Consider the following 15,724-nt stretch of genomic DNA (forward strand, 5'->3'; position numbering starts at 1 on the left):
TCTTTGAGAGTCTTGTTAATAAAAAACCTGAATTATTAATGTATTTATTAGCCCCCAAAGGTTTTAAGTTACACTTATTAACAGAGTTGTTTCGGTGGTTTTTTCTTGTGTGGATATTTTTTCTTGTGTGGATATTTTTTCTCCATCCGTAGTTTAAGCATCTTTTTGGTTGCTTATATCTAATAATACCTTTATATTAGATAACAGTAGACTATATAGTTGAATTCGGAGTATATATGAAAGAACATTCTGCTAAGATAGATGATCAATCAAAGCCTCATATTAACCTGTTAGACCGGTGGAATGCCCCTTTACCCGAAACAAGAGTATTAGACACCTCTTTTTTGCCATCATCTTTATCGTCTATTCCGTCAGTTTTTGTTAGTCTTTTAAAGAAAACCTTATATATAAACAGATTGATGGAATTGTTTTATACAATTCCTCCTTGTTCTTCGGCGTTGGATTTTGCTGAAAACAGTTTAAAAGTTATGAATGTATCACTTAAGTGTGATGAAAATTTCGCTGAATCTATTCCTAAAGAAGGTCCTTTAGTGATAGTCAGTAACCACCCATTTGGCGGTATTGACGGATTGGCATTACTACTTGCTTTATTGCCACATCGACCTGATTTAAAGTTGTTGGTAAATTCAGCTTTGGGGATATTTCCTGATTTACGCAGTGCTTGCTTTCCTTTGGATATTCTTTCGGCAAGTTCTTCAGCTTTGTCAGTGAATAGTTCTTCACTGAGAGCTGCGGGAAGCTATTTACAACAAGGCGGGGCTGTTGGTCTTTTTCCGTCCGGTACAGTGTCTTATTGGCGAAGAGGAAAGGGAGTTGTTGACCCTGATTGGCAAATGGCGGCGGCTCGTTTGGCAAAGCGCTATAATGCACAAGTTTTACCCTTGTTTTTTCATGGTAATAATAGTTTGCTATTTAATGTCTTTGGTTGCCTTCATCCTTTATTGCGAACCGTGATGTTACCTCGAGAGTTTTATAATTGTCGAGGCAAAACTTTAAGGTTGAGTAGTGGGCGGGTTGTTGATCCTAGTGCTTTAAATCTTTTAAAAAACCCTGAGTCTATTACTGCATATTTGCGTATGCGTTGTTACGCTTTGGCAGAAAAAAACAACAAACAACTGTCTAAAACCAAAATAGTTGATAACAGACCAATGGAACCTGTTGCTGAAGCTCATGATCCTAAACTTATTATAGAAGCTATAGCCAAACTTCCGCCCAAAAGCCTTTTGGTAGAAGAGGGTGATTATGCCGTCTATTCGATAAGAGGTGGCGAGTCGCCTATTTTATTGGAAGAGCTTGGGGCTTTAAGGGAAGCAACTTTTCGCATGGTCGGAGAAGGTTCGGGTAAGTCAAGAGACCTCGATATTTATGATCATAAATATTATCATCTGCTTTTGTGGCATAAAAAAGATGCTTGTTTAGTCGGGGCGTATCGTCTTGGCAAGGTCCAAGAAATTTTAGCAGAAAGCGGAGAAGCCGGGCTTTATACCAGCACGCTTTTTCGTATGAGTCCTGAGTTTTTTAGGCGTTATGAAAACTCATTAGAGCTTGGGCGTGCTGTGGTTCACCCAAATTATCAACGTGAGTATTACCCCTTGATGATGCTGTGGAAAGGAATAGGGCGTTTTTTATTGAGGCATGATGATATTCACTGTTTATTCGGACCTGTGAGTTTAAGTCTTGATTATACTCCGGCTTCCTTAGGTACTGTTGTAGAGTATTTACAAACTCAATGTGGCAGTACTGAACTTTCAAGTATGGTGCGCGGAAGGACAATTCCTGATAAATTACTGAGTTCCGCAAAAGATATTCCTTTGCCCGATACATTAAATTATAACGGTTTAGTGGCGTTGGTGAAAGATATTGAGGGTGGAAAGGGAATTCCCGTTTTGTTTAAACATTACCTTAAACTTGGGGGAAAAATAGGGGCGTTTCATATAGACACAAGCTTTAATACGTTAGACGCTTTTTTACTCATGGATATTGTAAATTCCCCACAACAAATGTTGGAACGCTATATGACCCCGGAAGGAGCAGAAGCCTTTTTAAAACGTTGGCGTTAGTTGGCTTTGTTTTTGTGTTGTATTAATGTTTTAAGCGTTATAACACTTTGATTTTATTTATAAATAATATATGTTAATATGATAGACAAAATTAATTATATAATATATAAATATTGTAAAATTAACAGCGATTATATTTTTATTATTATGATATAATTAGGAGTTGCCGATGTTCCAGCCAAAACATTCCCTGCCTTTATATTATCAAATTACAGAAGAGTTGCGTACTCGTTTAAAAAACGAAGAATGGAAAGAGGGCGATTTATTCCCCACAGATAAATATTGGGCAACTCAATTTAATGTTTCGATAACAACAATAAGACAGGCCTTGGCACAACTTGTAAGCGAAGGTTTTTTATATAGACGGGCAGGTAAAGGAACTTTTGTTCAGCTTTCCAATATTACTGAAAAAGTAGGTAAGTTATCGGGCTTTTTTGATGAAATTAGAGCAAAAGGAAAAGTACCAACTGCAAAAATTTTGTCTTCCGGAGTGAAAAATTTAGATAGCCACTTACTTTCTCGTTTCCCAATTCTTTCAAGCTTTAAGCAACCGAATTTGTTTTTGATTGATAAAAGACAATGTATGAATAATATGCCTGTTGCCAGAGTTTTAAGTTTTTGGCGAGAAGACCTTGGCAGGCAAATAGAAAAATATGATTTAACAACTCACGGCATGTATGATATTTTAGATATGTTGGGGATTAAAAAAGATTTTGCAGAACAATTTATTAGTGCAGAGGCTGCGAGTCCCGAGTTATCAGAAATTTTGGAAGTTCCTAAAAAAACACCTTTAATGCGTATGGATCGCCTTTTATACAGCAATAATCAGGTTTTGGAATTTTCCGTTAACTGGTATCGTTCCGATCGTTATCGTTATACTTTTAGATTAGACGCATAAAGTTTACAAACATAATTAACTATATTGTTTTATTGAAAAAGCTTTTATTATTTTTTAGATAAAACAAAGTTTAATTATTTTTCTCTGTATTCTCTTTCATTAGAGTCTATATAAAAGCGTTGCGTACCTTTTTGAGCGATTACAAAACCTTTTTGTGAAGAGTCGTAAAGGGAATCATAGTCATATTTAAACTCGGTAGATTTCTTGTTTTTTATATCTATTATTCCCCATTTATTTTCGCTATTTTTTACCCAGAGCTTTGAAATATTATCATATTGATAGTCTTTATACGTTCCTAATAGGTCGCCGTTTTTATCGAAAATATCAATGCGTCCTTGTTTTTTTACGAGAATCAATATATTGTTTTGCTCAATATTGTTTTGTGTATTTGGGCTATTATCTAAACTTAGCACTGAAACGTCATCAAAGAAATTGTCAGGTATTTTCAGTGGTTGAGAGCCGGGTGCGGGGTAAGGGAAGTTGATTGACCAATCACGCTTGTTTTCTATATCCCAGAGCATTCTTTTGCCTTTATATTCGACAATCATCAAGTTAGCAGGCAATACTTTCAGTATTCTGTCAAACATTGGTGGGGCTATAAAATTGGCGTTTTTATCCAGTAAGCCCCAAAATTTACCTTCTTTGACTTGTGCATAATCGTTTTGAAAAGGGTTGGCATCTATAAAACGAGGTTTAACAAGTATAGTTCCGTCAAAGTTTTGATAGCCGAAAAGCTCACCTTGTTTGATTAATTGTGGGGTATAAGGATTAAAATTTGTAGTTGGGTCGGAAGTTGTGTTAGGTAAATAAGCTAAATCATATGTTGGCTTAGTTAAAATTTGTCCGTTTTTGTCCATTATACCGGCTAATGTATTTCTGTAGATTAAGCTGAGTTCTTTATCTTTTTCACTGTATTCAGTGTTTGGTATGAGATAAAAGAAAAAGTTACGTTGGTAGTCTGTTCCCACTATTTGGGTTTTCATTTCCATAGCTCGTTGTTTCACTACACTTGGAATTTCACTTTGCAAAGCTTCGTAAAAGCTTGAATATATTTGATTTACGCTATTTATATAATAGCTTTCTTTTACCCCTTCGCTAACTTTAAATTTGATGCCAAACATACCTTCGGATAAGGTAAGTGTTTTTGGGTCTATATCAATATTTCCGTTTGCGATTTTTCCGTTACTCAAAGAAGTAAATTGAGGTTTAATCAACCAGTTTCCCTCAGAGTCAATAAAACCCCAGCCTTTTACAGCATTTGTAGCTACAGCAGCCCTGCCAAACTCAAAGGGTTCGGCCAGAACAAAGCGTGGCTTTATATGAATATTGCCTTGTCTGTCGGCGTATCCGTATTTTCCGTTTTTACCAAGCCACGGAATCCAGTCTACATTTTGAGTTGTTGGCTTGGCAAGTGATTGATTTGCTTTATTATTTGAGTTTGAACATGCCGTGCAACCCAAAATCAGGGAAACAAGGCAAATACAGCTAAGGATAAGTTTAAACTGTAACATTGATAACTCCAATGTTAGTTTGTTATATTTTTTTATTGTCGATGATATATGTTTTCTGTTTTAGCAAGTATAACAAAAAAGCCAACAAAAAAGTTTATCTAACATTACTAAGTTCAACTATCAAATATTGCTCTAATTTCTTTAATCATGGTGGGCAATGCGGGAATCGAACCCACGGCCTTTGACTCCGGAGGTCAACGCTCTATCCAACTGAGCTAACTGCCCACAAGCAAAGATTTATAACTGTGCTATACTTTTGAGTCAAGTTTAATATGAGTTACATAACTAAACAATGTTTTTTTCAAGATTCGCTAAAACGAAGGGAATGCTTTCTGCTATTTCTGATGCAAGGTTACCTCTTAGGGGAAATTTTTGTTTTAGATATTCACCGCATAGTCCGTGGATATAAACTCCCAAGGCGGTACTTTCAAAAGACCCAAAGCCTTTTGCCGCTAAGCTTCCGCAAATACCGCTTAAGACATCGCCGGAACCGCCAACAGAAAGATTTGGTTCGGCAAAGTGAGAAATAATAATAGGATACTTATTGTTGTTTTGTTTGGAGATTAAAGTGCCTGCACCTTTTAGAATAACAGTAGCAAGAGTTTTTTTAGATAATTCTTTTATTGCCTCAAACCTGTTGTTTTCTATATCTTCAATTTGACATTTTAATAGTCTGGCGGCTTCACCGGGGTGTGGGGTTAAAATATCTTTTTCCGAAAGTTGAGTCCATTCAAAGACTCCGTTTGCAAGATGGAAAAGGGCATCAGCATCAACTATCAAGGGCATTCTTTCTTCTATTGAGATTGGAAGTTTAAAAAAGAGAGAAAGAAATTGTGCTGCCTCCGGGCTACGTCCCATTCCCGGTCCAAGAACAAGCGATAGGTTATTGTATTTTTTAGTTTTAAGTCTTAACCAAAGGTCTTTAATTAAAGTCGGGTGCCAATCTTCGTTAAGATTTTCTTGAATTGTTTCCGAGTTGATATTTTGTTTATAAAGCGGAATAGTCATTATATTGGCGTTTCCGCTTTTAATTTGAGGGCATAATTCGGAAGGGGCTGCTATACTGACTAAACCTGAACCTGTTCTGATTGCTGCTAAGGCACTTAGAAAAGGAGCTCCCGTTAAACCTTTTGATCCACCAACAACAATAACCGAGCCTGCACTGCCTTTATGAAGGTTTTCGTTTGGACGTAATATTTCTTTTAGTTTTGAACTTATATTAAAACAAGCGTATGAAGCGGGGTAAGTGTCTTTGAGTTTGCTTGGAATACCAATTTGTTGAATATCCAAACAACCCACATAAGTTTTTGCTTGAGGTAAGAGTAAAGCCGGTTTTGCAGCTTCAAAGCTGACTGTAAGATGAGCTTCGATTGCTACGGGTAAAGGCTCGGCGGTCATTGCGTTTAATCCGCTTGGAATATCAATAGAAAAAATATAGCTGTGTTTTCTCTTGCTATTGATCCAGTTAATCAGGTCTAGGAAATCTGTGTTAAGCTGTCCTTTAACGCCTGTTCCGAGAATAGCATCAACAATGATGTCAGGTGTTTGTAAATTATTTGGAATCGAATGAAGCCCACGGCGTAAGTATAAAAAATTTACACCGCATTTTTTTGCAAGGTCAATATGTAGCTTTGCCGCACCAGTATAGCGACTAAGTGGTTTTAGATGAGCTAAAGTTACATTGCAACCAAAGTCATGTAAACAGCGACTTAAAACAGCTCCGTCTCCGCCGTTGTTTCCTGATCCACAAATAACAAGAACAGAACCGTTGTCGTCTAAGTTGATATGCGATTTTAAGCTGTAAAATGCGGCTCTTCCGGCGTTTTCCATAAGAATATTAGTATGTAATCCGTATTCTTCCGAGGCTTTGTTGTCCCAAAGAGACATTTCCTCTACGCTTGTAACGGGCTTGGTTATATCTTTAAAATTAAGAATAGTTTGAGACATAAGCCCACCTTTATTTTATGGTTGATACTTATAATTTATACTAAATTCACAAAATATCAAAACAAAAAGTTGTTTAATAAACGGCTATGATATTTTTTTATTTGTTAACCCTCTTGCTTTTCAAGATGATTTGAGTTATACGCATTAATTATGGAAACATTAGATTTGTTGGAAAAACGTATAAATTCTTTGTTAGATAAAGTTACATTTTTAAGTAGCGAAAACAATAGACTTCAACTTGAAACAGAACAAGGGCTTAGTGCTTTTGCTGAAGAAAATCGAGTTTTGGCTGAAGAAAATCGTAAATTAAAAGAAGCTCTTGATAAAGAATTACAATGTAAAGAAGCTGTTGGGGGGCGAATAGATGCTCTTGTTGAGCGTTTAAAGTCTCAGCTTGATGAGTCTTAAATCGTGAACATGCACTCTTATAATCTTACTGTTTTGGGGCATCAGGTTTCTTTTAAAGCCAAAGCTGAACCTGAAAGAGTAGAAAAAGCGTGTTCTCTTATTGAAGACAGATTTAAGCAACTTAAAGAACAAGGTGCTCAACTGAGTAATGAAAGAATTTTGATCTTCTTATCTTTGGCTTTAGCTGATGATATGTTAGAAGTTCAAGAAAAACTTCTTGCAACGGAAGAACGCTTAAAATCTTTTTTAACCAGTTTAACAGGGCTAGGTGATTAATCTAGTTTTTATAACTATATTCTGTTTATGATTTATATATAAATAAAATGTTAGATACTTTAATATAAAACTTTTAGAGTTTAATTCCCTGAGTCTCACGTGATGTGTTTCATGTCGCAGACCTCACAAGCATAATAAAGGATTCTTGCCGGAATGTGGTGTGCATGCCCAAATTTTATTGGGAAGCCTGAAACAAACTTAATAGAATCCACCTAGTTAACCTAGGTCTTGGTGATGTGTCTCACACACGGCTACTTGGGGTGTTTATATAGTTTTACGTCTTTTTATTGCTGTAATTATATAAATTATATTGATAATCTTGTGATAACAATTTTATTTAAAATAAACAGCTGGTTAGGTTAGTTTAGACTTGTTCTGTAACAGCTTGTTGCAACTCCTTCAAATAATAACCAATCAATTGCAATTCAGGTTGGCTCTGCTCAGTATAAACTTTTAAAATAGTGGTTTATATTGCCTGAATATTAGTAACTGTCTTAGATTTTTTCTAAGATTTAACCAAGTTTTGAAATATAGAGGGGAGTTGAATATGGGGGCTTTAGAAGCAACCATTATTATTGGCGTTCTTATTGTCGGATTGGTGATAGGTTATATCATTCATAAAACAGTAGGGGTTAAACGTCTTAATGATGCTCAAGAATTATCTAAGCGTATTATCGAAGAGGCCAGAAAAGAAGCACTGGCTCAAAAAAAAGAGATATTGATACAAGGTAAAGATGAGGCTATTGAACATAAACGCTTGGTACAACAAGAATTAAAAGAACTAGAAAGAGAACTGAAAACAAAAGACAAAAAACTTCAAGATCAGAGTGAAAAACTTGAAGAAAAATTTGAAAAAATCACTCAAAAAGAACAAGAAGTCTTAGGTGTTGAAAAAGATCTGACGCGTAAAGAGCGTAAAATTACAGAACTTGAAGAAACATTAAATTTGAAAATTAATGAACAAGAAAAACGCTTGCAAGAAGTTTCCGGCTTAACCCAAGAAGAGGCCAGAAGCTTGATTTTACAAGACGTTGAAGGTAAAACTCGTCATGATGCCGCACGCATGATGCGCCTTATTGAAACAGAGGCGAAAGAAATCGCCGACCGTAAGGCAAAAGATATTATCGCTAATGCTATCCAGCGTTATGCCGGTGATTATGTTGGTGAACAAACGGTTACGGCGGTTACTCTTCCTAGTGAAGAAATGAAAGGGCGTATTATTGGTCGAGAAGGGCGTAATATAAGAGCGTTAGAGGCTGCGACCGGCGTTGACCTTATTATTGATGATACACCGGAAACCGTTATTTTATCGGCTTATAGCCCTTTACGCAGACAGGTTGCTAAAATGGCGCTAGAGCGTCTTATTCAAGATGGGCGTATTCACCCGGCAAGAATCGAAGATATTGTAAAAAAAGTAGAACAAGAACTTGATGTTCAAATTAGAGAAGTCGGCGAACAGGCAACTTTTGACGTTGGCGTACACGGAATTCACCCTGATATAGTCAGACTTTTAGGACAGTTACGCTATCGAACCAGTTTTTCTCAAAATGTTTTGCAACACTCTCTTGAGGTTGCGTCTTTATGTGGAATGATGGCGGCTGAGCTTGGCTTAGATATTAAAAAAGCTAAGAGAGCCGGGTTGTTACATGATATTGGTAAAGCTGTCGATCATGAAATAGAGGGACCGCATGCTTTGATTGGTGCTGATATTGCTAAAAAATACGGCGAAAGCAAAGAAATTATTCATGCGATTGCTGCCCACCATGAAGATGTGCCTTTAAAGTCAACCTTGTCTGTTCTTACTCAAGCGGCAGACTGTTTATCAGGAGCTAGACCGGGGGCAAGAAAAGAATTGCTTGAAAACTATGTAAAACGTTTGGAAGACCTTGAAAATATAGCTGTTTCTTTCGAGGGTGTATCTAAAGCTTACGCTATTCAAGCGGGTAGAGAAGTTAGAGTTATGGTTAACTCAGATGATGTTGATGATGATTCTACTTATTTATTATGTAAGGATATTTCTGATAAAATAGAAAAAAATCTTACCTATCCCGGACAAATTCGAGTTACTGTTATTCGTGAACGTCGTGCGGTTGGGTTTGCAAAATAATTATATTTTTTTAATTAAAGATATGATAAAACCGTTGCATATTAGTTATGTAACGGTTTTATTTTTTTGTGTTTTTAATTTAGCTAACTCTTTAACAACAACTAATGTCTTATGATTGATTTAAGTTTAACAAAAGATAAGATTACTCTTAGGCTCGTTGCTCATTTTTTAGGCGACGATTTAAACATTAGCCTTTTTGGCGGAGACAAACCGCATATTGGAGCTGTGGCTTTGGCTCAAGCTTATCCGAGTCGCAGTCAAGTCGGTGAATCTAGTTCAACCTGTTCCGTGCTTACAGTGCTTGGACACAAAGAAGATGAACTCGCAAAATCGTTGGCAGAGTATATTTCAAAAGCTTTAAATATCACAGTCTGTGTTGCTTGCGGAATTCATCTTAATACTTTTAAGCCTGAACATATTAATATTATTAAACAAATTGTTGATGAGCTGATTCTCGAACTGTTAGAAGAGATAAAGAATAAGCCACGATCTTAGTCAGACAAAAAAACTTATTAATTGTTTTTGTTATAAAACATTAAGGAGTTTAAACCGTCGACACCCATCTCTTTATTGAGTTTGTAGATAATTGTTTCGAGTTTGGCGAAATCTTTAAATATTGGGCTATCTGATTCCATAGAACCCGGTCCGAGGTTGATAATTTTTTTTCCATCAGAAAAGGTAAGTTCTAAAATAATTTTCGGCTCTATGGCAAAAGTACCCAATGGTATTTTTTTATCATACCCCATTTTTTCTATTAAACCAATTAAGGTTTTATAATCTTCGTCGGAGATTTTAGTTGCTTTTTTCTCTGTGGATTCAGTAAAAGTACGCCCGGAAGACCCGTTGTCCCAAGTTACTTCTTGTTTTGAATTTATATTCACGGTCCATGGTGTCCATGATGACAACAAGTTAATATAGCTAATATTTTCTATTGTTGCCGCAAAGCTGTTTGTTGAAAGAAACAAGACAAAACAGATTGATAAGATTATCTTTTTTAACATGGTACGTTCCTTTATTCATTAGGTCTAAAAAATAATGCCAATACATGAGAAATAAACATATATTGGCATTATTGTATAGTGTTTTTTAGTTAAAAACTATGCATTACTCTTTCTAAGGTTTGCGACTAGGCTTTCCAATTCTTGAGCTTGGTGTGCAAGATCTATAACTGCTTGTGATGATTCATTCATGGTTTGAACCATATGTTCCGATTGTTTACTGATATGATCAAGAGAGCTACCAATATGTTGGCTAGTAGCAGACTGTTCCTCAACGGCTGTCGCAATACTGCTTATCTGAACAGCTGTTTGTTCAGTTGCATTAACAATGTTTGAAAGCGAATCTCCAGATGTACGCACTTGTTCTGTGGCTTTACTGAGGTTGTTTGTTGTTGTTTCCATCGCACGGATACTTCTTTCAGTGAGTTGTTGAATTGTCGAGATTGCGTTTCCTACTTCGCTTGTTGCAGAAATTGTTTTTTCGGCCAGTTTTCTTACTTCATCAGCAACGACAGCAAATCCTCGTCCGGCTTCTCCTGCTCTTGCTGCTTCAATTGCAGCATTAAGAGCCAAGAGGTTTGTTTGATCTGCGATATCATCAATAACGGTAATGATAGTACCAATAGACTCTGCTTGTTTTCCAAGAGTCGACATCTCTTTATAAAGCTCTTCAGTATTTTTTTGTACAATTTGCATGGAGTTTATAGATGTATGCACAATTTCTGAGCCTTGCAAAGCGTTTGTTTTTGCAGTGCTTGAGCTGTTGGCGGCATTGCTTGCATTGTGGGCTACATCTACAACAGTACTGTTCATTTCTGCCATTGCAGAAGCCGAATCGGCCAGTTGTAAGCGTTGATCTGCTACACTTTGCTTAACAGTTTCTACTTGAGCAGAAAGCTGTTCGGCGGCTGTTGAAAGTCTGGTGCTTACATTTTCAATATGTTCTGCTGCCAAGAATATCTTTTTTTGCCCTTCTTCTGCATTCATACGGGCTTGTTCTGCGTGTTCCGTTGCTTGTTTCGCATTAGTCATTTCAGTTTCTGCGATATTTTTACTGTTTTCTGCATCTTTTAAGGTATGAAGAAGATTCTCTAACATGCTGTCAAGTGCTGTATTTAGTTCATTAATCTCGCGACAAGAAGCAGTAGAGTCTCCTTTGTTGGAATAATTTCCTTTAGCGATTTCGTTAGCGGTATTAACAAGTTTTTGTAAAGGTTTTGTTATGCTGTTTGCTACAACAAATAAAAGTCCAAGAGATATTAAAATGCCTATTACACAAATTCCCAGAGTTAAATAAAGTTGTTCTGTGGCTTCTGCCAAAACTTTTTCTCGAGGTAATACAACACCAAAAAACCACGGACGTTCACCTTCAATAAGTGTAAACGAATTTAATGAGGTGATAACTTTTTCTTTCGAGCCGTCAAGCACCAGATCATATTCAAAATGTTCTTTGCTTTGTAGATCTTTTAATATATTTTGCTTATCTACAGATGGTAATAGTGTTGCGTCTTTGCCAATAAGTTCAGGATTTGGGTGTGCGAGAATAGTTCCTTTTTCAGAGACCACAAAGGCATATCCTGTTTGATACGGTGTAATGTTTTTTATAAGCGTAGATAAATTTTCAAGCGATATATCAGCCGTTGCCACAGCAATAGGGTTTCCATTAATTGAAATTGGGCTTGAAATTGTTACCATCATTATCGGATGTCCGCTTGTATTATCTACATATGGATCTGTTAGAATACTTCTTCCTGCTTTGATAGGTAAAGTGAAATAAGGTTCATTCTGAAAATTATCCAACTGGGCATAAGTTAGTTGACCTTGATTGTTTCGAGACCAATAAGCCCCAAGCATTCCTTTATTATTACCATGTTTGGTATTTATTAATTCTGCATTTTTTCCGTCAATATCAAGCCAACAAGCACTCATTCCGGCTAATTTAGGAGCAGCTTCAAAACTTGCATGCACAATATTCATTATTTGTTCTCGAGAAACTTTGCCTGAGTTATATTCAAGACGATTCATTGCCGCCATGTCTTCAGTTCGCCCAAGAGCTTCACTCACAATTTGCTGAATATGAGTTGACTCTTCTGCTGCAATTGAATTTGCTCTTAAATAGGCGTTTTGAACCGCTTGGTTGCGAGCAGTATATTGAGTGTATATAGTAATAAATAGAAGCAGTAATAAAATAACAGGAGTAAGTTTTATTATAAGTTGCTGTTTTAAAGTCATGATTATCCTCTTTTTATGTTTTCCCGAAAATCACAATCATATTGACAAAAGCCAGATATTAATATTTAGGGATTTTCTTATTCTCTTTTAATATGCTTTGAATATGAATTTGTCAATCAAAGGTATATCAAAAATTTTTTAGCCATATACCATTAATATTAACTAGATGAAAATCATTATGATTTTGCAACATGATTTGCTATATTTGTTTTTATGTTAAAATGTTAGGACAACATATTATATTCTGTTTCGGCGTTTTCTGAAAACTCATTTTTGTTTTTATGCTCTACCTCTGTGTTTGTTGGAAAATATGCGCCAAGTTTCTGGTCTAAAATTCGAGCGAGGCAATCCAACATATCATCGTGAGTTGAGACGGGAAAGTTTAGAAATTCTTCTTTGATAAACTCTTCAGTAAAATCATGCCATTTTCCATCATAACCACGAAAAGGGCAACGCTTTGGAAGATAAATGCGTCCTTGTTCAAAATAAGGGGCAAGGGCTTTAATGCGGCTGTTTTTTGCGATCGAACCGCCTAAACTGATAATAGGAAAACGATAATTATAATGTTCTTGTTCCGATTCGATAAATTCTATATCTGCCTGCATACCATATTTTTCATAACCTACAAGTTCGGGAAGATATTTTTTATGTAAGTTAAATAGGGCTGTTGCACGGGATTTTAGGTTTAAGCGATCTCTGATTGCATCGATAATATACCAGTTTTGATCAGCTCCTAAACCGACAACAAGCATAACTGTATAGTCGCTGTTTTTCTTTTTTTCTCCGGCGGGGTCAACAAGAATATAACGATTAAAGTCTTGCCAGTTGTAGATAGTGCTTGTTTTTTCACTAAACTCGGGCGACCAAAAACGTAACCAAGTTTCTTTAAAACTTTGAGCTTCGTCTGCCAGAGGGTTTTGCAACATTTGACAACCAAAGATATATGCCCCCATTTCTCTACGTTTCTCCGCTAATATATCTGGAGTTAATAAAACGGGCGTTCCGGTTGTTTCTCCGTTATGTGTAGCAGGATAAATTCGTAATTTTGCCGCCTTACGATTGATGATTTCTTGATAAGTATCATTAAGATGATAACGTGTTCCTATATATCGACGTTTTCCGCCTTTTGCCCCAAGGTTTAAAGATAATGCCCAAGCTTCGGTTGTTTTTAAACTTTGTTCGGCTGTATTAACGCTGTCTTTTGTTACGACATCATCATAGATAAGTAGGGAAAAGTGTTTGCCGATCGGTTGTCCGTCTACTAGCCCCCAGCCTTCTAAACTTGCTTCTTTGGGGTTGTTTTTTCGCTTGAGAATTAAACCTTTTTCTAAAGACCACAAAGGGGCTTCTTTTTGTGGATTTTTCCATAATACATTAGGATAACATAATTTAAGTAATATGTTTTGTTCAAATTCTCTTTTGATTTGAGAAAGAAAATTCTTTGCCATGGTGCGAGTATGCGAAAAAATTCCAACCGTCAATTCAGGGTCGTTTAATACGCTTTGTATGGTTAAACCAAAGGTAATAATTGTTGATTTATAATGTTCTCTTGCCCATAAATCAAGGTAGCCGTTAGGTGAGTTCATCACCTCGTTACAGCGTTCATAAAGCCATTGATGTCGTAAATCATGGCGTTTTAAGAGCTGGGTCAAAAGAAAATATAAATCGTTTTTTCCAATCGTTGCCAAAAAAGCCAAACGTTCTGGAAGCTCAAGTTTTTTTAATGTTTCAAACTGTTTTAAATAAAAGCTTTCTCTTTCTTGAAACGTGATAAATTTAGCGTAATTACTTTGAATTAAAAGTTTTTCTGTTTCATATTTCATCTTAATCTCCTTACTTCAAGGAAAGATGATACAAAACAGAGCCAAGCTAAGGATATTAAAAACAGTTAAAGCTTTAGAGCCTTAAGATTTTTGTAAATGTGCCGCCCAAAAAAATTCGTTAAAAGGCGAATCATAAGGGGTGTGCCATGTTTTAATTAACTTTAACTCAGGGTTTTCTTGCAACACTTTTTCTATTTGTTCTTCATTTTCGGCGGGATTAAGGGTACAGGTAATGTATATTAGATGTCCGCTGTTTTCAAGCTGAGCTATACAGTGAGATAACATTTTAGCTTGAGTTTGAATAAGTCTTGTGAGGTCTTCCGGCTTACGATTAAGAGCTATATCCGGGTGTCTTGATAGCGTTCCCAACCCTGAACAGGGTGCGTCTAATAGAATTGCATCAAACTTTTGTTTTAAAGCGGCATAAGGAACCGAGAGTCTTGCGATTGGGATAGATAAATTTAAACGCAACAGCTCTTTTTTTAAACCTTTTAAGCGAGAAAAGGATAGATCGCTGGCAAGAGAGACAGGTACGTTTTGTTCCGCTAGAGCCGTACATTTTCCTCCGTGTCCGGCACAAGCGTCCCACAACACCTTGTTTTTATTTTGTTGTTTTTTACAGGCTTCCCAGACTGTATTAAATTCCCATAAAATTTCTTGCGAGGCGGCTGATTGGCGGGAAATTTGCCCTTCTTTTTGTAAAAGATTAAGTTTTGCTTTTAACTCGCTTGGGAGGGTTTGAAAGCCAAAACCGGCATTATGAATTTTATAGTTTGCGTGATCTTTTATTTCGTTGATTAAACTTTGAGCGTCTTTGTGATTTAGATTTACTCTTAAACCGAGAGGTGCTTTTGTAGAAGACCCTTTAAGCAACAATAACGCCTGTTCTTCGCCATAGGCACTAAACCACAACTTAACTATCCAAAGGGGCATTGAGTAAAACGCCGAATATATAGAGAGTTGGTCGAGTTGAGGTTCTTGGGTTTTAAAATAATCTATGTTTAAAACTTTTTCGCCAAGCCTTTGAATTTCTCGTAAAACAGCGTTGGCAACATTGGCTAATTTTTGACCGTGTTCCGCTTTTATACCTTGTACATGTAGATATAAACTAGCGTAGTCAGGCGTTCCTTTTAAAAACAATAACTCATAAACAGCGATTGTGAGGCGTATTTTAAACGTATCAGGCAGTTTATTGGGTTTTTGCAAGAATTTTTTTAAAAGTTCGCTTATATATTGATATTTGCGTAAACAACCGTAACTTAACTCAGTAGTAAGGGCAGTATCTTGTTCGGAAAAGTTGAGTTCTGTTTTTGATTTATAGATCTTGATTGTGTTGTCTAAAGTTGCTTGCAACTCTTCTTTTTTTAAAATGACCTTGGTTAAGACTTTAACGGCACATTCACGAGCAGAACCGGAGTTTTGTATTAAAGATTTATGTGGCAT

Annotated in this window: 12 protein-coding genes, 1 tRNA gene and 1 other RNA gene; 7 read left to right on the forward strand and 7 right to left on the reverse strand. The window is 36.3% G+C overall.

The window, feature by feature from the left end; translation table 11 throughout:
- Nucleotides 1-236 precede the first annotated feature (236 nt).
- Together BT999_RS06085 and BT999_RS06090 are read left to right on the forward strand one after the other, a co-directional pair.
- Complete coding sequence (locus tag BT999_RS06085) at nt 237-2,081, forward strand: bifunctional lysophospholipid acyltransferase family protein/GNAT family N-acetyltransferase (RefSeq protein ID WP_072696880.1); 1,845 nt, start codon at nt 237-239, stop codon at nt 2,079-2,081.
- 169 nt (nt 2,082-2,250) lie between these two features.
- On the forward strand, nt 2,251-2,979 hold the full coding sequence (locus BT999_RS06090; RefSeq protein ID WP_072696881.1) for a GntR family transcriptional regulator: 729 nt from the start codon (nt 2,251-2,253) through the stop codon (nt 2,977-2,979).
- A 74-nt stretch (nt 2,980-3,053) separates the two neighbouring features.
- Here BT999_RS06090 and BT999_RS06095 read toward each other — a convergent pair whose 3' ends face one another.
- The 3 genes from BT999_RS06095 to BT999_RS06105 form a co-directional block, all read right to left on the reverse strand.
- A complete protein-coding gene (locus BT999_RS06095; RefSeq protein ID WP_072696882.1) occupies nt 3,054-4,490 on the reverse strand; it encodes a WG repeat-containing protein in 1,437 nt (478 codons plus the stop codon).
- A gap of 148 nt (nt 4,491-4,638) precedes the next feature.
- Nucleotides 4,639-4,715: transfer RNA gene (locus BT999_RS06100), tRNA-Arg, on the reverse strand.
- 60 nt (nt 4,716-4,775) lie between these two features.
- Complete coding sequence (locus tag BT999_RS06105; RefSeq protein ID WP_072696883.1) at nt 4,776-6,437, reverse strand: bifunctional ADP-dependent NAD(P)H-hydrate dehydratase/NAD(P)H-hydrate epimerase; 1,662 nt, start codon at nt 6,435-6,437, stop codon at nt 4,776-4,778.
- 150 nt (nt 6,438-6,587) lie between these two features.
- On the opposite strand from BT999_RS06105, the gene zapB reads away from it, so the two are divergent.
- The 5 genes from zapB (at nt 6,588) to lpdD (ending at nt 9,723) form a co-directional block, all read left to right on the forward strand.
- Nucleotides 6,588-6,845 (forward strand): cell division protein ZapB, encoded by a 258-nt coding sequence (gene zapB, locus BT999_RS06110; RefSeq protein WP_072696884.1) that lies wholly within the window; start codon nt 6,588-6,590, stop codon nt 6,843-6,845.
- A 9-nt stretch (nt 6,846-6,854) separates the two neighbouring features.
- Complete coding sequence (locus tag BT999_RS06115; RefSeq protein ID WP_072696885.1) at nt 6,855-7,121, forward strand: cell division protein ZapA; 267 nt, start codon at nt 6,855-6,857, stop codon at nt 7,119-7,121.
- An 82-nt stretch (nt 7,122-7,203) separates the two neighbouring features.
- Nucleotides 7,204-7,387, forward strand: a non-coding RNA gene (gene ssrS / locus BT999_RS06120) — 6S RNA.
- A gap of 281 nt (nt 7,388-7,668) precedes the next feature.
- Nucleotides 7,669-9,228: a ribonuclease Y gene (gene rny / locus BT999_RS06125; RefSeq protein ID WP_072696886.1), complete on the forward strand. Its 1,560-nt coding sequence runs from the start codon at nt 7,669-7,671 to the stop codon at nt 9,226-9,228.
- Between the two features lie 111 nt (nt 9,229-9,339).
- Nucleotides 9,340-9,723 carry a prenylated flavin chaperone LpdD gene (gene lpdD / locus BT999_RS06130; RefSeq protein WP_072696887.1) on the forward strand — a complete coding sequence of 128 codons (384 nt, stop codon included), beginning with the start codon at nt 9,340-9,342 and terminating at the stop codon, nt 9,721-9,723.
- Nucleotides 9,724-9,740: 17 nt separating this feature from the next.
- On the opposite strand, the gene BT999_RS06135 is transcribed toward lpdD, so the two are convergent.
- The 4 genes from BT999_RS06135 to BT999_RS06150 form a co-directional block, all read right to left on the reverse strand.
- Nucleotides 9,741-10,229 (reverse strand): hypothetical protein, encoded by a 489-nt coding sequence (locus BT999_RS06135; RefSeq protein ID WP_072696888.1) that lies wholly within the window; start codon nt 10,227-10,229, stop codon nt 9,741-9,743.
- 96 nt (nt 10,230-10,325) lie between these two features.
- Entirely contained in the window at nt 10,326-12,458 is a 2,133-nt protein-coding gene (locus BT999_RS06140) for a methyl-accepting chemotaxis protein (RefSeq protein WP_072696889.1), read from the reverse strand.
- Between the two features lie 224 nt (nt 12,459-12,682).
- Nucleotides 12,683-14,281 (reverse strand): hypothetical protein, encoded by a 1,599-nt coding sequence (locus BT999_RS06145; protein ID WP_143145501.1) that lies wholly within the window; start codon nt 14,279-14,281, stop codon nt 12,683-12,685.
- An 81-nt stretch (nt 14,282-14,362) separates the two neighbouring features.
- The gene (locus BT999_RS06150) at nt 14,363-15,724 is read right to left on the reverse strand and encodes an RsmB/NOP family class I SAM-dependent RNA methyltransferase (RefSeq protein ID WP_072696890.1); all 1,362 of its coding nucleotides are present in this window, start codon (nt 15,722-15,724) and stop codon (nt 14,363-14,365) included.

The organism is Desulfovibrio litoralis DSM 11393 (genome assembly GCF_900143255.1).
In the GTDB taxonomy this organism is placed as follows: Bacteria; Desulfobacterota; Desulfovibrionia; order Desulfovibrionales; family Desulfovibrionaceae; genus Frigididesulfovibrio_A; species Frigididesulfovibrio_A litoralis.